The 18,125-nt window shown below is 70.3% G+C and carries 18 protein-coding genes; 12 read left to right on the top strand and 6 right to left on the bottom strand.

The genetic code is table 11. From position 1 onward, the window contains the following. Positions 1-79: 79 nt before the first annotated feature. The 5 genes from ACWGST_RS04340 (at position 80) to leuA (ending at position 6,128) form a co-directional block, all read left to right on the top strand. On the top strand, positions 80-1,270 hold the full coding sequence (locus ACWGST_RS04340; RefSeq protein WP_452045416.1) for a sensor histidine kinase: 1,191 nt from the start codon (positions 80-82) through the stop codon (positions 1,268-1,270). Continuing rightward, on the top strand, positions 1,267-1,929 hold the full coding sequence (locus ACWGST_RS04335; protein ID WP_452045415.1) for a response regulator: 663 nt from the start codon (positions 1,267-1,269) through the stop codon (positions 1,927-1,929). Before ACWGST_RS04340 ends, ACWGST_RS04335 begins: the two co-directional genes overlap by 4 nt. A 134-nt stretch (positions 1,930-2,063) precedes the next feature. Beyond that, positions 2,064-2,825, top strand: a complete 762-nt coding sequence (locus tag ACWGST_RS04330) for an ABC transporter ATP-binding protein (RefSeq protein ID WP_452045414.1) — start codon at positions 2,064-2,066, stop codon at positions 2,823-2,825. Then, positions 2,825-4,222, top strand: coding sequence for an ABC transporter permease (locus ACWGST_RS04325; RefSeq protein WP_452045413.1), 1,398 nt, complete (start codon positions 2,825-2,827; stop codon positions 4,220-4,222). The genes ACWGST_RS04330 and ACWGST_RS04325 overlap by 1 nt, the downstream gene beginning before the upstream one ends. A gap of 130 nt (positions 4,223-4,352) precedes the next feature. Beyond that, on the top strand, positions 4,353-6,128 hold the full coding sequence (gene leuA / locus ACWGST_RS04320; RefSeq protein WP_452045412.1) for a 2-isopropylmalate synthase: 1,776 nt from the start codon (positions 4,353-4,355) through the stop codon (positions 6,126-6,128). Between the two features lie 19 nt (positions 6,129-6,147). On the opposite strand, the gene ACWGST_RS04315 is transcribed toward leuA, so the two are convergent. Continuing rightward, positions 6,148-6,840 (bottom strand): trimeric intracellular cation channel family protein, encoded by a 693-nt coding sequence (locus ACWGST_RS04315; RefSeq protein WP_452045411.1) that lies wholly within the window; start codon positions 6,838-6,840, stop codon positions 6,148-6,150. Between the two features lie 72 nt (positions 6,841-6,912). Here ACWGST_RS04315 and recO point away from each other — a divergent pair, with 72 nt between their 5' ends. Together recO and ACWGST_RS04305 are read left to right on the top strand one after the other, a co-directional pair. Next, the gene (recO, locus tag ACWGST_RS04310) at positions 6,913-7,650 is read left to right on the top strand and encodes a DNA repair protein RecO (RefSeq protein WP_452045410.1); all 738 of its coding nucleotides are present in this window, start codon (positions 6,913-6,915) and stop codon (positions 7,648-7,650) included. Beyond that, positions 7,647-8,453, top strand: a complete 807-nt coding sequence (locus tag ACWGST_RS04305; protein WP_452045409.1) for an isoprenyl transferase — start codon at positions 7,647-7,649, stop codon at positions 8,451-8,453. Before recO ends, ACWGST_RS04305 begins: the two co-directional genes overlap by 4 nt. A gap of 31 nt (positions 8,454-8,484) precedes the next feature. Here ACWGST_RS04305 and ACWGST_RS04300 read toward each other — a convergent pair whose 3' ends face one another. Further along, the gene (locus tag ACWGST_RS04300) at positions 8,485-10,194 is read right to left on the bottom strand and encodes an ABC1 kinase family protein (protein WP_452045408.1); all 1,710 of its coding nucleotides are present in this window, start codon (positions 10,192-10,194) and stop codon (positions 8,485-8,487) included. A gap of 57 nt (positions 10,195-10,251) precedes the next feature. Continuing rightward, positions 10,252-10,821 carry a PadR family transcriptional regulator gene (locus tag ACWGST_RS04295; protein ID WP_452045407.1) on the bottom strand — a complete coding sequence of 190 codons (570 nt, stop codon included), beginning with the start codon at positions 10,819-10,821 and terminating at the stop codon, positions 10,252-10,254. A gap of 231 nt (positions 10,822-11,052) precedes the next feature. Here ACWGST_RS04295 and ACWGST_RS04290 point away from each other — a divergent pair, with 231 nt between their 5' ends. After that, positions 11,053-11,733, top strand: a complete 681-nt coding sequence (locus ACWGST_RS04290; protein WP_452045406.1) for a DsbA family oxidoreductase — start codon at positions 11,053-11,055, stop codon at positions 11,731-11,733. Beyond that, a complete protein-coding gene (locus ACWGST_RS04285) occupies positions 11,730-11,885 on the top strand; it encodes a hypothetical protein (protein WP_452045405.1) in 156 nt (51 codons plus the stop codon). Before ACWGST_RS04290 ends, ACWGST_RS04285 begins: the two co-directional genes overlap by 4 nt. A gap of 34 nt (positions 11,886-11,919) precedes the next feature. Here ACWGST_RS04285 and ACWGST_RS04280 read toward each other — a convergent pair whose 3' ends face one another. Further along, the gene (locus ACWGST_RS04280; protein ID WP_452045404.1) at positions 11,920-12,396 is read right to left on the bottom strand and encodes an aminoacyl-tRNA deacylase; all 477 of its coding nucleotides are present in this window, start codon (positions 12,394-12,396) and stop codon (positions 11,920-11,922) included. Positions 12,397-12,488: 92 nt separating this feature from the next. Here ACWGST_RS04280 and dusB point away from each other — a divergent pair, with 92 nt between their 5' ends. From dusB to dnaG, 3 genes are read left to right on the top strand one after another with little or no spacing between them, the layout of a single operon-like run. Next, positions 12,489-13,664, top strand: a complete 1,176-nt coding sequence (gene dusB / locus ACWGST_RS04275; protein WP_452045403.1) for a tRNA dihydrouridine synthase DusB — start codon at positions 12,489-12,491, stop codon at positions 13,662-13,664. 2 nt (positions 13,665-13,666) lie between these two features. Beyond that, positions 13,667-14,923, top strand: coding sequence for a deoxyguanosinetriphosphate triphosphohydrolase (locus ACWGST_RS04270; RefSeq protein WP_452045402.1), 1,257 nt, complete (start codon positions 13,667-13,669; stop codon positions 14,921-14,923). 39 nt (positions 14,924-14,962) lie between these two features. Then, positions 14,963-16,861, top strand: coding sequence for a DNA primase (gene dnaG, locus ACWGST_RS04265; protein ID WP_452045401.1), 1,899 nt, complete (start codon positions 14,963-14,965; stop codon positions 16,859-16,861). A 10-nt stretch (positions 16,862-16,871) separates the two neighbouring features. Here the strand turns inward: dnaG and ACWGST_RS04260 are convergent, their stop codons facing one another. Continuing rightward, complete coding sequence (locus ACWGST_RS04260; RefSeq protein ID WP_452045400.1) at positions 16,872-17,438, bottom strand: TlpA family protein disulfide reductase; 567 nt, start codon at positions 17,436-17,438, stop codon at positions 16,872-16,874. Further along, positions 17,435-17,914 carry a hypothetical protein gene (locus ACWGST_RS04255; protein ID WP_452045399.1) on the bottom strand — a complete coding sequence of 160 codons (480 nt, stop codon included), beginning with the start codon at positions 17,912-17,914 and terminating at the stop codon, positions 17,435-17,437. Before ACWGST_RS04255 ends, ACWGST_RS04260 begins: the two co-directional genes overlap by 4 nt. Positions 17,915-18,125 lie beyond the last annotated feature (211 nt).

Here is an 18,125-nt window from a genome sequence, read left to right as displayed (position 1 = left end):
CCTGGCGCGGTGTACGACTCGAGGATGATTCCGGCCGTTGACCGAGGCCGGCCCGCACTCGAGCGCGTACGGTGGATCGGTGCCCACCACGATCAGCCGCGCGAAACTCACGACCGACATCGTGCTCGCGGGCGTGTTCGCCCTGGCCTGCCTTCCGTTCGCCCTGCTCGGCAACTGGGCCGACCTCGTCGCCCTCGGGCTCTTCGGTTCAGCGCTCGCGGTGCGCCGGTATTCGCCGGGCTGGTCGTTGGGGCTCGCATGGGGCGGCGCGCTCACGCAGATGCTGCTGCTTCGCGACCTGCAGCTCTACGACGTCGCGGTGTTCGGCGTGCTCTACTCGACCGCCGCGCACGGCGGTCGTCTGGTCAAGTGGCTGGGCCTCGCGTCGGCGGGGGTCGGTGCCCTGTTCGCAACCGGGTACCTCGCGATCGTGAAACCGCTCTTCGAGACGGGGTTCGCCAACCCGAGCGACGCCGCGTCGACGGTGATCATCACGACGGTGCTGTTCGTCGCATCGATCGCGGTGCTCGTGCTGTCGTGGACGGCCGGGCTCCTCGTTCGTGCCGTGCGCGACACGCGCGAGGTGCGGCGCCGCGAGGACGCCGCCAACCGCGAGCGCGAGCTCGTCGAGTACCGCTACGTCGTCGAGCAGGAGCGCAACCGCATCGCCCGCGACATGCACGATGTCGTCGCCCACTCGCTCGCGGTCGTGATCGCACAGGCCGACGGCGCCAGGTTCGCCGCTGCCGCGCGGCCCGAGGCGGCCGTGGAATCGCTCGGCACGATCGCCGGGGTCGCCCGCGGCGCCCTCGGCGACGTACGTCTGCTGCTGGCCGAGCTCCGCCACGACGAGGCCGACGCGCCGCAACCGGTGCTCGACGACCTCGACGGCCTGCTCGACCAGGTGCGTGCGGCCGGGCTCGACCTGCGTTTCACCGAGACCGGCGAGCGGCTCCCGCTCGGCACCGGTCACCAGATCGCGGTCTACCGCATCACACAGGAAGGCCTGACCAATGCGCTCCGCCACGGCGACACCGCCGCGCCCGTGCAACTCGAGCTGGCCTGGGACGCCGACGGCGTCACGGTCTCACTCGTGAACCGCAGACGAGCGGATGCCGCGGCGCCCGAGTCGCGCGCCTTCCGACACGGAATCCCGGGCATGCGCGAGCGTGCGCAGCTCACCGGCGGTACCCTCCACGTCGAGGCGGGCGACGACGGCCTGTTCCGTCTGATCGCGCGAATCCCGGCGACATCGGGGAGGCCGGTGTGAGCGACATCCGTGTTGCCCTGGTCGACGACCAGTCCTTGTTCCGCGCCGGTGTGCGCATGCTCATCGAATCGCAACCCGACCTCATGGTCGTCGGCGAGGCGAGTGACGGCGCGTCCGCCGTCGCACTCGCGCTACGGGAGCGGCCCGACGTCGTGCTCATGGACGTACGGATGCCGGTGCAGGACGGCATCGCGGCGACCGAGCAGATCCTCGCGGAGGCCGAGCGCGACGGCGCCGCGCCGCCGCGAATCCTCGTGCTGACGACTTTCGACCTCGACGAGAACGCGGCGCGGGCGATCCGCGCGGGCGCCAGCGGCTTCGTGCTGAAGGACGCCGACCCCGAGTTCCTGCTCGCGGCCGTGCGCACGGTGCATCAGGGCAACCAGGTGATCGCGGCGGCTGCGACCCGTGCGCTGTTCGCGCACGTCGGGCAGGGAAGCGGTCGGCGGCCGGCGCCTGCCGCCTGGTCCGAGCTCACCCCGCGCGAACGGGAGATCTTCCGGCTCGCGGCGCGGGGGCTCAGCAACGGCGAGATCGCGGCCTCCGAGTTCCTCGCCGAGGCGACGGTCAAGACGCACGTGAGCCGCATCCTCGCCAAGCTGGGGCTGCGCGATCGTGTGCAGCTCGTCGTCTTCGCCTACGAGCACGACCTGCCCTGAACCCTCTCGTTTCAGGAGCACCCGCAACGGTCGGTGGCGGGGGAGGGTTCCTGAGAAGGTCATCCGTTGGGATGACGGCGAACCATCCGAGGGCCGGATGCCTCGGCGCCCGTGCCGTCCGTAGCGTCGACGTCATGCAGATCCAACCCTCCGACCTCGGCCTGATCGCCCGCGTCGCCGAACTCGGCAAGCGCTACGGAACCGGCGCGAGCGCCGTCACCGCACTCGACGACGTCTCGCTCGGCCTTCGCCGCGGCGAGTTCACGGCCGTCATGGGCCCGTCGGGCTCGGGCAAGTCGACCCTCATGCACATCATGGCGGGGCTCGACTCGCCGACGAGCGGCCAGGTGTGGCTCGGCGACACCGACATCACCGAGCTCTCCGACTCGGCGTTGACGGTGCTCCGGCGCCGCCGCGTCGGCTTCGTCTTCCAGTCGTTCAACCTCGTGCCGACGCTCGACGTGCGCGGCAACGTCATGCTGCCGTTCGACCTCGACGGGCGCCGCCCGACCCGCGACGAGCAGGCGTGGATCGACGAGCTGCTGGACACGCTCGGCCTGCGGCCCCGCATCGGGCATCGCCCGCACGAGCTCTCGGGCGGGCAGCAGCAGCGCGTGGCGATCGCCCGTGCCCTCGCGACCCGCCCCGACCTCGTCTTCGCCGACGAGCCGACCGGCAACCTCGACTCGCGCACCGGGCGCGAGGTGCTCGGCCTGCTCGGTGCGGCGAGCGCGCGCTACGGCCAGTCGATCGCGATGGTCACGCACGACCCCGTCGCCGCGAGCCACGCCGACCGCGTCCTGTACCTCGCCGACGGCCGCATCGTGCGCGACACGGGGCGTTCGAGCGCCGAGGAGATCTCGTCGTTCATGCTCTCGATGGAGGTCGCGGCCTGATGCACACGCGGCTGAAGGACCAGTGGCCGACCCTGCTCGTCGCGGCTCTCGCAGGCACGTTCGGGGTCGCCCTGCTGCATGTCACGGGGCTGCTCGCCGCTGCGATCGCCGCCGACGACGTGACCGGCGAGAGCGCCACGGTCGCCCTGCTGCTCGACATCGTCGCGGTCGTCTTCATCGTGATCGCGGTCTACGTGAGCGCGATCGTGACGGCCAACACCGTCTCGACCGTCGTGGCGGGCCGCACCCGGCTCATCGCCCTGCTGCGCCTGATCGGCTCGAGCGCTCGGGCGCAGCGGGCGCAGATCGCCCGTGAAGGACTGCTGGTCGGCGTGGTCGGTGCGGCGATCGGTGTCGTCGCGGGCACCGCGATCGCGTTCGGGCTCGAAAGATTCGCCGTCGCGAACGACCTCATGCCGGCTGCCGATTACGACTACCTGAACGCCATGATCGTGCTGCCGGCGATCGCGGTCGTCGTCACCACCTGGCTCGCCTCGTGGGTCGGGTCTCGCCGGGTGCTGCGCGTGCGACCGATCCAGGCGATCGGCAACGCCAACGAGCACGACCGCGAAGAGCTCGGCCGCCGCCGAGGACGCAACATCACGGCACTCGCGCTCTTCGTCGTGGGCATCGCCCTGCTCGTCGTCGGCGTGGTCTTGGGCCTCACCGAACCGTACGGCGTGCTCGTCGCGATGGCGGGCGGTCTCGTCTCGTTCACGGGCATCGTGCTCGGCGCACACGTCGTGATGCCGCCGGTGCTGCGCCTCGTCGGACGCGTCTTCGGCGGCTCGCCGGCCGCTCGCCTCGCCGCCGAGAACGCCGTGCGCCACCCCGAGCGGAGCTCGCGCATGACGATCGGCCTCGTGATCGGCGTCACGCTCGTGACGACCTTCTCGGTGACGATGGAGTCGTACCGGGCGATGCTGCTCGCCGCGCAGGAGGCGCAGCCCGAGGTGTACGCGGGCATCGACGAGATGCTGAACGTCACGGTGGCCGTCTTCACGGTGCTCATCGGCTTCAGCGCGCTCATCGCCGCGATCGGCCTGGTGAACACCCTCTCGCTCAGCGTCATGCAGCGCAGCCGCGAGCTGGGCCTGCTGCGCGCACTCGGCTTCGATCGTCGGCAGCTGCGCGGCATGATCGTCGTCGAGAGCGCGGCGCTCACCCTCGCGGCCACCGTCACGGGCATCGTGCTCGGGTTCGGCTACGGCTGGGCGGGAGCGCAGGCACTGCTCGGCGGCGCGCAGGGGGAGCCGACGTTCGTGCTTCCGGGCGTGCCGTGGGGGCTGTTCGGCGGGTTGCTCGTGGCCGCGGGGGTGCTGACGCTCGCGGCATCCATCGCCCCCGCCCGTCGCGCGATGCGCGTCGCGCCGGTGGTCGCCCTCGCGGTGGACTAGGTGTTAGCCTTGGCGTGTGCTTCACGGCCTGCTTCTCCTTAGCTGCCGCAGCGAGTCCTAGTTCACAGGCCTCCCTCGCTGCGGAGTTCGTCGTCGGCTGAAACCCATCCGTGAGCGAGAAGAGCACCCCATGCAGAACACCCAGCAGCCGTCGTCGATGCCCGTGCATCGTTACCGCCCGTTCCACGAACAGATCCGCGTCGACCTGCCCGATCGCACCTGGCCGTCGAAGCGCATCGAACGAGCACCGCGCTGGTGCGCTGTCGACCTGCGCGACGGCAACCAGGCCCTCATCGACCCGATGAGCCCCGAGCGCAAGCGCATCATGTTCGACCTCCTGGTCAAGATGGGCTACAAAGAGATCGAGGTGGGCTTCCCGAGCGCGAGCCAGACCGACTTCGACTTCGTGCGCAGCCTCATCGAGGGCGACGCGATTCCCGACGACGTCACCATCCAGGTGCTGACGCAGGCTCGCGACCACCTGATCGAGCGCACCTACGAGTCGATCGCCGGTGCGAAGCAGGCCATCGTGCACCTCTACAACTCGACGAGCATCCTGCAGCGCGAAGTCGTCTTCCGCACCGACCAGCAGGGCATCGTCGACATCGCCCTGCACGGCGCGCGCAAGTGCCGTGAGATGGAGTCGACGATCCCCGGCACGACGGTCTACTACGAGTACTCGCCCGAGAGCTACACGGGCACCGAGCTCGAGTTCGCGGTCGACGTCTGCAACCAGGTCATCGAGATCTTCGAGCCGACGCCCGAGCGCAAGGTCATCATCAACCTGCCGGCAACCGTCGAGATGGCCACGCCGAACGTCTACGCCGACTCGATCGAGTGGATGTCGCGGCATCTCGCCCATCGCGAGAACGTGATCCTCTCGTTGCATCCCCACAACGACCGCGGCACCGCGGTGGCCGCGGCCGAGCTCGGCTACCTGGCCGGCGCCGACCGCATCGAGGGCTGCCTCTTCGGCAACGGCGAGCGCACGGGCAACGTCGACCTCGTCGCGCTCGGCATCAACCTGTTCACGCAGGGCATCGACCCGCAGGTCGACTTCTCCGACATCGACGAGGTCAAGCGCACCGTCGAGTACTGCAACCAGCTGCCCGTGCCCGAGCGTCACCCGTGGGCCGGCGACCTCGTCTACACGGCCTTCTCGGGCTCGCACCAGGACGCCATCAAGAAGGGGTTCGAAGCCATGGACGCCGAGGCGGAGCGCCGCGGTGTCACCCTCGGCGAACTCGAGTGGGCCGTGCCGTACCTGCCCGTCGACCCTCGCGACCTCGGCCGCAGCTACGAAGCGGTCATCCGTGTGAACTCGCAGTCGGGCAAGGGCGGCGTCGCCTACCTGCTGAAGACCGACCACGCGCTCGACCTGCCGCGTCGCCTGCAGATCGAGTTCTCGGGCGTCGTGCAGGCCAAGACCGACGCCGAGGGCGGCGAGGTCTCGAGCGACGAGATCTGGCGCGTCTTCAACGACGAGTACCTGCCCGCGCCGCACGAGCGGCCCGACGAGAAGTGGGGCCGGTTCGAGCTGCTCTCGCTCCGCACCGAGAGCGCGCTCGACGGTGTCGTCAACGTGCGGGTGGGCCTGCGCGACGGCGACGAGCGCCTCGAGGCCGACGCGAGCGGCAACGGCCCGATCTCGGCGTTCCTCGCCGTCATGGGTGCCGAGGGCGTCGCCGTGCAGCTCCGCGACTACGTCGAGCACACGCTCGCGGCGAGCGGCAACTCGCTGGCCGCGGCCTACGTCGAGCTCGAGGTCGAGGGCCGCGTGCTCTGGGGCGTCGGCATCGACGCCGATATCTCGACGGCGTCGCTGAAGGCGGTCGTGTCCGCGGTCAACCGGGCGCTCCGCAACACCGCTCCGGCCGAGGCCGAGCGCGAGGTCGTCACGGTCTGATCCGCTCGGAACGGCCGCGTCAGGATCTGCGGCGGACGACCGGCAGCACGCCGGTCTCCGTCGCGACCTTGCGACGGTAGAGCATGCGCTGCTCGGGCAGCGAGACGTCGAAGATCACCGCGAGCCACCTGATCACGCTCGTCACGATGACGCAGACCAACCCCGCGATGAGCAGCGGCACGCCGAAGGCGTCGAGACCGACGAGCGCGAGACATCCTGCCGCTGCGGCGACCGCGTAGAGCGAGCCGACGTGCATGATCGCCACCGGCAGGCTCATGATCATGTCGCGCAGGATGCCGCCGCCGACCGCGGCGGCGACGCCGACGAAGACGGCGGGCAGGGTCGGCAGGCCGAGGTCGAGCGCTTTGGTCGTGCCGAACGCGCCGAACATGCCGATCACGACGGCGTCGAGCCCGACGATGACGCCGTTCAGGCGCCGCAGGGGAGCGGCGAGCAACATGCCGAGGAGCGCAGCGGGCACCGCGGTCACGAGGTACCAATTGCTCTGCAGGGCGCCGATCGGCTGGTTCAGCAGCAGATCGCGGATGATTCCGCCGCCGAAGCCCATCACGATGCCGACGATGGCCACGCCGAGCAGGTCGAGTCGTCGTTCGCCCTGGAAGCCCGATGCGAAGAGGGCGCCCTGGATACCGCCGAGCCCGACGGCGGTCAGGTCGAGCCAGAGGGGGATCGTGAAGTCTGCGGTTTCCACGATGACAGTGAATCACGGATGGCTCGCACCGAATCACGGATGTCTCGGGCCGCCGTGATGGGAGAATGAAGGGTGCCCGTGTACCGAGATGAAGCCGTCGTGCTCCGCACCCACAAGCTGGGTGAGGCCGACCGCATCGTCACCCTGCTGACCCGGCAGCACGGCAAGGTCCGAGCCGTCGCCAAGGGAGTGCGGCGAACCGGCTCGAAGTTCGGTTCGCGGCTCGAGCCGTTCATGGTCGCCGACCTGCAGCTCTACGAGGGCCGGAGCCTCGACGTCGTGACGCAGGCCGAGTCGCTCGGCGCCTACGGTGCGCTCATCACGCAAGACTATTCGGCCTACACGGCGGCGAACGCCATGGTCGAGGCCGCCGACAAGCTCACCGAGGCCGAAGGGTCGCTGCAGCAGTACCTGCTGCTCGTCGGCGCCCTGCGCTCGCTCTCGCGCGGCGAGCACGGCGCGAGCCTCACCCTCGACTCGTACCTGCTGCGGGCGCTCTCGCTCGCGGGCTGGGCACCGAGCTTTCAAGACTGCGCACGCTGCGGCAGGGTCGGCGAGCACACGGCGGTCGTCGTGCAGCTCGGCGGCGTCGTCTGCGACGAGTGCGCCCCACCGGGAACGCCGCGTATCGCCGGCTCTACGGTCGCCCTGCTCGGCGCGCTGCTCGCCGGCGACTGGGCGTTCGCGAAGGCGTCGAGCGACCGTGACCGCGGCCAGGCCAGCGGCATCATCGCCGCCTACACCCAGTGGCACCTCGAGCGGGGCCTCCGCTCGCTGCCGCACGTATCGAGAGAGACGCCCGCCCAGTGAGCCCGAAGCCCTTCACCCACCGCGACGCCGAGCCCTACCGGCCGCTCGACTGGACGGGCGTCTACCCGCCCGACCTGCCGAAGGGCGCGGTGCCCGAGCACGTCGCCATCGTGATGGACGGCAACGGGCGCTGGGCGAACCGCCGCGGGCTCACGCGCATCGAGGGGCACAAGGCGGGCGAGGTCGCGCTGCTCGACGTCGTCGCGGGGGCGATCCAGGCCGGCGTGAAGCATCTGTCGGTCTACGCGTTCTCGACCGAGAACTGGAAGCGCTCGCCCGAAGAGGTGCGCTTTCTCATGGGCTACAACCGCGATGTGCTGCACCGTCGGCGCGACCAGCTCAACGAGTGGGGTGTGCGCATCCGCTGGGCAGGCCGTCGCCCGCGGCTCTGGGCCTCGGTCATCAAAGAGCTGCAGTTCGCCGAGCAGCTGACGGCGGGCAACGACACCCTGACCCTCACGATGTGCGTGAACTACGGCGGGCGCACCGAGATCGCCGACGCCGTGCGGTCGATCGCCGACGACGTGGCATCCGGTCGCCTTCGCCCGTCGGCCGTGTCGGAGAAGCTCATCGCCAAGCGGCTCTACGTGCCCGAGCTGCCCGACGTCGACCTCTTCGTGCGCAGCTCGGGGGAGCAGCGCACCTCGAACTTCATGCTCTGGCAGTCGGCGTACGCCGAGATGGTGTTTCTCGACACGCTCTGGCCCGACTTCTCGCGAGTCGACCTGTGGCAGGCGATCGAGCTCTATGCGGGGCGCAATCGTCGCTTCGGCGGCGCGGTCGACACGCCGACCTTCGGCTGAGCGCAGGTCGAGTACGCTGCCGGCCCGGCGGCTATCGTCGCCGACGCCGCGAGAAGGCGCCGGCGAAGAGTGCATGCAGCAGCGGCAGCACCGAGAGCACCACGAGGGTCGTGCCGAGCACAGGGTTCGGCGTCGTGAGCAAGGCGCCGCCGATGAGCAGCGCCGTGAACAGCACGCCCGAGACGATGCGGCGAGCGAGCCCCTCGAGGCGGTCGATGCGTCGTTCGAGCCGTGACGTGTCGAACGACAGCCTGCCCTCGTCGGCCTTGGTGATGAGCGCATCGATGCGGTTCGGCAGCTGCCAGACGAGTCGGGCGTTCGTCGCGGCCTGCGCCGCGACATCCTGAATCAGATTGCCGCGCTCTTCGTCGAGGAGTTTCGTGGCGTAGGGTTCGACGGCTTCCCAGACGTTGAAGTCGGGGTCGAGCGCGCTGCACATGCCCGAGGTCAGGGCGAGCGAGCGGAACAGCAGGAGCAGCCGCTCGGGCAATTGGAATGGCAACGAACGCATGACGTCGCCGAACTCGTCGCCGAAGTCCCTGAGCTCGTGCGGGTCGACGTCTTTCAGCTGGGCGAAGCCCAGGCCGCCGAACCGCGCGAAGAGCTGGGTGAGCGCGCGTTCGAGTTCGCCGGTGTCGGCCGAGGGCAGCAGCACGCCGATCTGCTGCGCGGCGTCGATCATGCCGCCGCCGTCGCGCGCGGCGACGGCGATGACGAGGGTGCGGAGGCCCCCGCGAAGCTCTGGCGGCACCTCGGCCATCATGCCGAAGTCGACGAAGGTGAGGCGCCAGGGCGGGGCTGCCGGGCCCGCGCCACTCGAGCGCGGGGTCACGAAGATGTTGCCGGGGTGCGGGTCGGCGTGCACGAAACCGTGGGTGAACACCTGCTCGAACATGCTCGCGGCGAAGACCTGGGCGACCTCCGCGGGTGCGATGCCGGCCGCTCGCAGGGCGGCGGTGTCGTTGATCTTGATCGCCGTCACGTCTTCGAGCGTGAGCACGCGCCGGGTGGTGCGCTCCCAGACGATCGCAGGCGCGGCGACACGGGCGTCGCCCTCGAAGGCCTCGGCGAACCGCTCGCAGCTCGCGGCCTCGTGCAGGTAGTCGATCTCTTCGAGACTGGTCTCGGCGAACTCCTCGACGAGCGCCGGCGCGTCGACCCGATCGGACACGATGCGCACGCGCTGCACCCAGCCGGCGATGCGGCGGAGCGCCGCAAGATCGACCGCGATGACCTGATCGATGCCCGGCCGCTGCACCTTGACCACGACATCGAGGAGCCCGGTGTCGGCAGAGTCACCGTCGGCGAGCCGCGCGCGATGCACCTGCCCGAGCGAGGCGGCGGCGACCGGGGTCTCGTCGAGCGCGGCGAACACCTGCTCGAGCGAGGCGCCGAGCTCGGCCTCGGCGAGGGCGCGGATCGCCGGAAACGACTCGGCCGGCACCTCGTCTTGCAGACCCTCGAGTTCGGCGGTGATCTCGGGCGGCAGCACGTCGAGGCGCGAGGAGAGGAACTGACCGACCTTGATCATGAGCCCGCCGAGCTCGACCGCGAGCACGCGGAACTGCTGCGCGATGCCGCGCATCCGTCGGGCTCGCGAGCGCTCGGCGACGCGGCCGAGCCCGATGCGGGGCAGTACGAGCTCGAACCACCAGATCGCGGCGAGATGACGTGAGGCGAAACGCAGAATGCGGCGCGATCGCGCGCGCGCGTTCACGTCGGCGGTCACGCGTGCGTTCACGTTCGCGTGCTCGCTCGCGTGCGCACTCCCGGGCCGGGCGGCGCCCTGCACCTGGATTCAGCCTTCGGCGAGGATCGAGTAGAGCCCGCGCCGAGTCTCATCGAGCAGTTCGACCGCTCGTCGGGCCTGCTCGGGCGTGCCGCTGCGCGCGATCTGCGCGGCCGCGGCGGCGAGCTCGACGCCCGCTTTCGAGAGGGCGCGGTGCTGGCCTGCGCCACCGTGCGACCCGACTGCCGCCCATGGTGCCGGGCGGTCGGCACCGGCGGCTGCTTCGTCGCGGCCCGCGTCGGTGAGCGAATAGGTCTTGCGCCCCCGCAGCTCTTCGGCGGTGATGAGGCCTTCGTCGGCGAGCAACTGCAGCGTCGGGTACACCGACCCCGCGCTCGGCTTCCACCTGCCGCCGCTGCGCTCCTCGATCTCGTGGATGATCTGGTAGCCGTGCATCGGCTCTTCGCTGAGGAGCGCCAGCACGGCCGCGCGCACGTCACCACGCGCCATGCGGGTCGGGCCGGGGCGCTGCTCGAACGACGAGCGCAACTGCTGCATCGCCTCCCAGATCGCGGCAGCGGGCCCGTCGCCCGCGAAACCGGTTGCGCCGAAGTCTCCTGTGGAGCCTGATCCGTTCATGACGACCTCCCGAGGTGCAAACGAACGATACTCAACGATATATCGTTCGGCATCTCGTGGGAAGGGCTCGTTGGTCGGAGGTGGGTGGGGGTCCACGGGTTGCACGACGAGCATCGCGACACGCGAGGGCGTCGCGGCGCGGCGGGCGATTCGTCGTGCAACTCGTGAGTGCGGCGGCAGACGGGAATACGGCAGCCGAAGCATCCGTTCGCATATATCGTGAGCGAAGCCATGCAGAGTGACCCCATCAACAGCGACCCCATCAAGATCGACATCTGGTCCGACATCGCGTGCCCATGGTGCTACATCGGCAAGCGCCACCTCGAGAGCGGCATCGCCTCGCTCGGTGCCGACGCGCCCGAGGTCGACATCACGTACCACTCCTTCGAGCTCGCACCCGACACGCCGGTCGACTTCGAGGGCAGCGAGATCGACTTCCTCGCCAAGCACAAGGGCATGCCCGCCGAGCGCGTGCAGCAGATGCTCGAGCACGTCACGGGTGTCGCCGCGACAGCCGGGCTCGACTACGACTTCGACGCACTGCAGCACACCAAGACGCTGAAGGCGCACGAACTGCTGCACTTCGCCAAGGAGCAGGGTCTGCAGCTCGAGCTCACCGAGCGCCTGCTGCGCGCCTACTTCACCGAGGGCCGCCACGTCGGCCGCATCGACGAGCTCGTCGAACTCGGCGCCGAGATCGGCCTCGACGCCGATGCGGCGCGCGAGGCGCTCGAATCGGGCCGCTTCGCCGCGGACGTGCAGGCCGATATCGCCCAGGCGCAGGCCTACGGCATCAACGGCGTGCCGTTCTTCGTCATCGAGGGCAAGTACGGCATCTCGGGCGCGCAGCCCGCAGAGGTCTTCGCACAGGCGCTCACGCAGGTCGCCGGCGAGCGCGAGGCCGTGGCGTGAGCGGCGCCGACAGCGAGATGCAGAGCGATACGACGACGGATGCCGCGGCGCCCGCGCCGTTCGCGATGATCACGGGCGACCCGTCGGCCATGGTCTGCGAGGGCGACGTCTGCTACATCCCCGAGTCACCGGCGCAGCCGGTGACCGAGTAGGCGCGCCACCGCCGTATCGAGACCTGCGAACCCTCTACTCGGGGTCCGAGATGTCGGCCACGGTCGCGTCGAACGCCTCGACGAGCCGGTCGGCGTCGACGAACAGGCTGCGGCCGTGCTCGCCCGCGCCCATCGACACCCGTCGGCCGGCGATCGACGCGTCGGCGACGACCGGCCACGCCGTGGTCGAGCCGAGCGGCGTGATCGTGCCCCGCTCGTAGCCCGTCGCGGCGAGCGCGAGCGAGGCGTCGGGCAGCTGCAGCTTGTTGACCCCGAGCAGCGCGCGCAGCTTCGGCCACGAGATCTTCCGGCCACCGGGTACGAGGGCGAACACGAACGCGCCGTCGCTGCGTTTGACGACGAGCGACTTCACGATGTCGGCCGGCGTGATGCCCATGAGCTCCGCCGCCTCCTCGAGGCTTCGCGCCGCCGGGCGCTCGATGATCTCGATGTCGAGGCCGCGCGCCGCGGCATCCGCTCGCACTCGGTCTGCGCCCGTGAGCTCCGTCATCTCGTCCTCCACAGCCTCGTCTTTCTCGAAATCCTAGGTGCGCTCGGCGCGAACCGGGCGCGGGGGCCCAGAACTCTGGGAGAATCGGGGTGATGTCCTCCACCACCACGATTCCCGCGGGCCCGCTGACGATCGGCGGGCTCGACCTCGATGTGCCCGTCGTGCTCGCCCCCATGGCGGGCATCACGAACACGGCCTTCCGCCGCCTCTGCCGCGAGTTCGGCGCCGGCCTCTACGTCAGCGAGATGATCACCTCGCGCGCGCTCGTCGAGCGCACACCCGAGTCGATGCGCCTGATCACCCACCACGAGTCCGAGACGACGCGGTCGATCCAGCTCTACGGCGTCGATCCCAAGACCGTGGCCGAGGCGGTCACCCTGCTCGTCGCCGAAGACCGGGCCGACCACATCGATCTGAATTTCGGATGCCCCGTGCCGAAGGTCACCCGCAAGGGCGGGGGAGCCGCGCTGCCGTGGAAGACCGGGCTCTTCCGCGACATCGTCGAGGGAGCGGTGCGCGCCGCCGGCGACATCCCGCTGACCGTGAAGATGCGCAAGGGCATCGACGCCGATCACCTCACCTACCTCGAGGCGGGCCGCATCGCCGAGGGGGCAGGTGCGGCCGCGGTCGCCCTGCACGCCCGCACGGCGTCGGAGTTCTACTCGGGCCAGGCCGACTGGTCGGCCATCGCGAAGCTCAAAGAGACGGTCACGAGCGTACCCGTGCTCGGCAACGGCGACATCTGGTCGGCCGACGACGCGTTGCGCATGGTCGCAGAGACCGGGTGCGACGGCGTCGTCGTCGGGCGCGGATGCCTCGGCCGCCCGTGGCTCTTCGGCGATCTCGCCGCGGCGTTCCGCGGCCCTTCGACAGGCTCAGGGACCGGAACCCCGTTCCGCCCGTCGCTCGGCCAGGTCGCGCAGACCTTCCGTCGCCATGCCGAGCTGCTCACCGACTTCTTCGACAGCGAAGAGCGCGGGTGCCGCGACATCCGCAAGCACGTCGCCTGGTACTTCAAGGGGTACCCCGTGGGCGGCGACCTGCGCGCCCGACTCGCGACCGTCGAGTCGCTCGCACAGCTCGACGAGCTGCTCGGCACGCTCGACTGGTCGATGCCCTACCCGGGTGAGGGGGCCGAGGGGCCGCGCGGGCGGGCCGGCACCCCGAAGCGGCCCGCGCTACCCGACGGCTGGCTCGACTCGCAAGAGCTCGTCGGGCACGACCGCGTCACCCTCGTCGACGCCGAACTCGACACGAGCGGCGGCTGAGCGTGCGCGAACCACTCTTCGGCGGCTACGGGGCCGCCGACACCGAACGGTGGCTTCCCGAAGAGCACTCCTCGCGGCGAAGCGACTTCGCGCGCGACCGTGCCCGGCTGCTGCACTCGAGCGCGCTGCGCCGACTCGCGGCGAAGACGCAGGTGCTGAGCCCGGCGGCCGGGCTCGACTTCGCGCGCAACCGCCTCACGCACTCGCTCGAGGTCGCGCAAGTGGGCCGCGAGCTCGCCGCGAGCCTCGGGCTCGACCCCGACGTCGTCGACACCGCGTGCCTCGCCCATGACCTCGGGCACCCGCCGTTCGGGCACAACGGCGAGAAGGCGCTCAACGTCTGGGCGGCCGACATCGGCGGCTTCGAGGGCAACGCGCAGACCCTGCGCCTGCTCACGCGGCTCGAACCCAAGGTGTTCGGCGCCGACGGGCGCAGCTACGGCCTGAACCTCACTCGCGCGAGCCTCGACGCGAGCTGCAAGTACCCGTGGCCAGAGGCGACGAGCGTGGCCGACCCGTCGGGCCGCGCCAAATTCGGGTTCTACCAGAGCGACACCGCGGTGTTCCGCTGGCTGCGGGCGGGCGCTCCCGAGCGGCGACTCTGCATCGAGGCGCAGGTCATGGACCTCAGCGACGACATCGCCTACTCGGTGCACGACTTCGAAGACGCGATCGTGGGCGGCTACATCGACGTCGCCGCGCTCGGCGCGCGCGTCGACCACGAGAGCCTCGTCGGCTCGATGTACGAGTGGATCGGGGGAGCGATCACCCACGACGAGCTCATCGCCGCGTTCGACCGCCTCGACTCGCTCGACGGCTGGCTCGACACGTGGAGCGGCTCTCGGCTCGACCAGGGGCGGCTGAAGAACCTCACGAGCCAGCTCATCGGCCGGTTCGCGCGTGCCGCGACGGCGGCGACCCGCGCGGCGTTCCCGCTCGCGAGCCTCATCCGCTTCGACGCCGACGTGATCGTGCCGCGCGAGATCCAGGCGGAGATCGCGGTGCTGAAGGGAATCGTCGCGGCGTACGTCATGTCGAAGAACACCCGCCAGCCGATCTACCACCAGCAGCGCGAGGTGCTGGCCTCGCTCGCCGACGTGCTGCTCGCCGGCGGTGACCGCCACCTCGACGCGGGCTTCGCCGAAGACTGGCGCGCGGCGGGCGACGACGCGGAGCGCAAGCGCGTCGTCGTCGACCAGGTCGCGAGTCTCACCGACCAATCGGCGCTCGCCTGGCACGAGCGGCTCGTGCAGCCGTGAGCCGCCGCCGGCCGCTGGAAGGAACGTAGGATGAGGGCCATGGCGGGCCGAATTCGACAGAGCGATGTCGATGAGGTGAAGGCCCGCACGAACATCGCCGACATCGTGGGCGAACACGTCAGCCTGAAGTCGGCCGGCGTCGGTTCGATGAAGGGCCTCTGCCCCTTCCACGACGAACGCAGCCCGAGCTTCCACGTGCGACCGGGCCTCGGCTACTACCACTGCTTCGGCTGCGGCGAGTCGGGCGACGTCTACACCTTTCTGCAGCGCATGGACCACGTCTCGTTCACCGAGGCGGTCGAACGTCTCGCGGGCCGCATCGGCTTCGAGCTCCACTACGAAGACGGCGGGCAGGCCTCCGATCACGGCAACCGGGCCCGGCTGCTGGCCGCCAACCAGGCGGCCGCCGAGTTCTTCGTCGAGCGTCTCAGCGCGCCCGACGCCGAGGTCGGCCGCCGGTTCCTCGGCGAGCGCGGCTTCGACGCCGAGGCCGCCCGTCGCTTCGGGGTCGGCTTCGCGCCGAAGAGCTGGGACGCACTGACCGACCACCTCAAGGGTCGGGGATTCACGACAGATGAACTCGCGGCATCCGGCCTCGTCTCGCAGGGCGACCGCGGCGTCTACGACCGCTTCCGCGGCCGACTGGTGTGGCCGATCCGCGACGTCACGGGCCAGACCGTCGGCTTCGGCGCGCGACGCCTGCTCGACGACGACAAGGGCCCCAAGTACCTGAACACCCCCGAAACGGCGATCTACCACAAGTCGCAAGTGCTCTACGGGCTCGACCTCGCCAAGCGCGACATCTCGAAGAGCCAGCGGGTCGTCGTGGTCGAGGGGTACACCGACGTGATGGCCTGCCACCTCGCGGGGGTCACGACGGCGATCGCGACCTGCGGCACCGCCTTCGGCGTCGATCACATCAAGGTGCTGCGCCGAGTGCTCGGCGACGACTCGGGGGGCGGCGAGGTCGTCTTCACCTTCGACGGCGACGCGGCCGGCCAGCAGGCGGCGATGCGCGCGTTCGGTGAAGAGCAGCGCTTCGCCGCCCAGACCTTCGTGGCCGTGGCCCCCGACGGTCTCGACCCCTGCGATCTGCGCCTGGCCCGTGGCGACGCCGCCGTGCGCACGCTCATCGAGTCGCGCACGCCCCTGTTCGAGTTCGTCATCAAGCACACGCTGGCCCGCTACGACCTCGAGACCGTCGAGGGCCGTGTCGCTGCCCTGCGGGCCGCGGCGCCGGTGGTCGCCGAGATCCGCGACCCGGCGATGCGGCCCGGGTACACCCGCGAGCTCGCCCGAATGCTCGGCGTCGAGCTCGGCGAGGTCACGCGCGCCGTGCGTTCGGCGTCGAGTCGGCCGAAGTCGGGCGAGGCGGGGGGCGCGCGCCCCGCGGCATCCGTCACCGCAGGCGGCGCAACGACCGCAGGAGCGGGCCGGAGCGACGCGGCAGACGCACCCGAGCGCCCGTTCTCGATCACGCAATTGCCGAACGACCCCGCGACCCGTCTCGAGCGCGATGCGCTGCAGGTCATGGTGCAGTATCCCGACGCGCTCGGCGACGAGCTGCTGCGCCATGCGATCGACTGCCGCTTCGGCAACCCCTCGCTCGCGGTGATCCGCGACGGCATCGCGTCGGTGCTGGCCTCCGACGACCCCGTCGTGCGCGTCGACCGCATCATCGCCGAGGTGCCGGCGCCCTTCGCCGGACTCGTGCAGCAACTCGCGGTCGCGCCTGTGCCGCAGCGCAGCGAGGGCGAGCTCGAGGTCTACGTGCGGGGCGTGGTGAGTGCGCTCGTCGACCGCGAGCTGCTGCGCCAGAAGTCCGAACTGCTCGGCAGGCTGCAGCGTACCGACCGGGCCGATGTCGCGGCGTATGCAGCGTTGCAGCGGGCGCTCGTCGAGATCGAGACCGAGCGTCGGGCGCTCAGGGCCGAATAGGCGGCGACGTTCAGCCGACGCTGACGATGATTCGGTCGAGTTCTTCGCGGATCTTCTCGGCGTCGGCGCCGGCGGGCCAGAGCTTCACGAGGTGGCCCTCGGAATCGATGAGTGCCGTCATCGGGGGCTCGGTCACCGCGAACGAGCGCCAGATCTGCATCTCGGGATCGATGATCACCGGGTTCTGGACCTGCTTGCCGTCGAGGAAGTCGTTGAGCGCCTCGGTGTCACGGTCGCCGGAGACGTGCACGATGGCGATCGAGTCGCCGAACTCCGAGGCGATCTTCGAGATCACCTCCTGCTGATCGGCGCAGTTCGAGCACCAGCTCGTCATGAACTGCACGATGAGCGGCCGTCCGGCTGCGAGCGTGTCGAGGTCGACGGAGGTGCCGTCGACGAGGGTGCCGTCGAGGGATGGCGCGGCCGGGCTCTCGGTGGCGGGGGAGTACGAGGCGCCTTCGGGGAGCGGGCCGGGGAGTCGATCGGCGCCGCCTCGGGGTTCGGAGGCGCATGCGACCAGGGTGAACGCAAGCGCGGCGGTCGCAATCAGCGCCGCGGCGGATCGGGCGATGGTCATTCTGTTCCTTCGATGGTCGGGGCGACCGGGGCGACCGTGGCGAGCGCCGGGACGAAGATCATGGTCGCCCCGTCGTCTGCACGGTGCTCGGCGACGACGTGTCCGTCGATGCTCACACTGTAGGTCTCGGCATCGTCGAGTGCTGCCTCACCGAGTTGGAATCGGCAGAATGTCGGGATGCGCGGGGCCCTGCCGTAGTCGATGTCGTCGATCTTCACGGCTTCGCCGTCGTCGAGCACGGCGGTGAACACCTCGAGGCCGCCGTCGTCGAGCAGTGCGAGCTCGGCGCCCTTGTGGAACTCGAGGAACGGCCGTGCGCCGGCGCACGAGGCGCCGAGCTCTCGCAGGTGGCCGTCGCGGACGACGAGTTGCATCCCGTCGTCAGGGTTGCCGGCGGATGCGCACGCGGTGAGTGCCGCGATCGGCAGAAGCAGCGCGACGCAGAGCGATGCGCGGTGGGCGGGCCGGAACGTCATGGCGCCTCCTGGTGCCCGTCGGTGCGGCGGGCGTCGTTCGTGGTCATTCGTTCTGGTACTGGTTCTGGTCTGGTTCTGGTACTGGAGCGGCGGTTCGTGCCGGCTTGCGGCAGTGACGCCGAACCGGGGCGACGCGGAACGGGTTTGTACCGTTGCCCGCGCCCCCATCGCCAGTGTGTTATAAACAAAATACGCAGGCGACGAATGTTTA

The sequence above is a fragment of the Agromyces sp. NPDC055520 genome (assembly GCF_053619715.1).
Note: the sequence above shows the minus strand (reverse complement) of the source record. Positions and strands in the feature narration are given on the sequence as shown.

Coding starts and splice junctions, on each gene's coding strand:
- dusB (WP_452045403.1), top strand. CDS start 12,489: ATGTCCTCCACCACCACGATTCCCGCGGGCCCGCTGACGATCGGCGGG.
- ACWGST_RS04325 (WP_452045413.1), top strand. CDS start 2,825: ATGCACACGCGGCTGAAGGACCAGTGGCCGACCCTGCTCGTCGCGGCT.
- ACWGST_RS04260 (WP_452045400.1), bottom strand. CDS start 17,438: ATGACCATCGCCCGATCCGCCGCGGCGCTGATTGCGACCGCCGCGCTT.
- ACWGST_RS04330 (WP_452045414.1), top strand. CDS start 2,064: ATGCAGATCCAACCCTCCGACCTCGGCCTGATCGCCCGCGTCGCCGAA.
- ACWGST_RS04295 (WP_452045407.1), bottom strand. CDS start 10,821: ATGAACGGATCAGGCTCCACAGGAGACTTCGGCGCAACCGGTTTCGCG.
- leuA (WP_452045412.1), top strand. CDS start 4,353: ATGCAGAACACCCAGCAGCCGTCGTCGATGCCCGTGCATCGTTACCGC.
- ACWGST_RS04290 (WP_452045406.1), top strand. CDS start 11,053: ATGCAGAGTGACCCCATCAACAGCGACCCCATCAAGATCGACATCTGG.
- dnaG (WP_452045401.1), top strand. CDS start 14,963: ATGGCGGGCCGAATTCGACAGAGCGATGTCGATGAGGTGAAGGCCCGC.
- ACWGST_RS04255 (WP_452045399.1), bottom strand. CDS start 17,914: ATGACGTTCCGGCCCGCCCACCGCGCATCGCTCTGCGTCGCGCTGCTT.
- ACWGST_RS04280 (WP_452045404.1), bottom strand. CDS start 12,396: ATGACGGAGCTCACGGGCGCAGACCGAGTGCGAGCGGATGCCGCGGCG.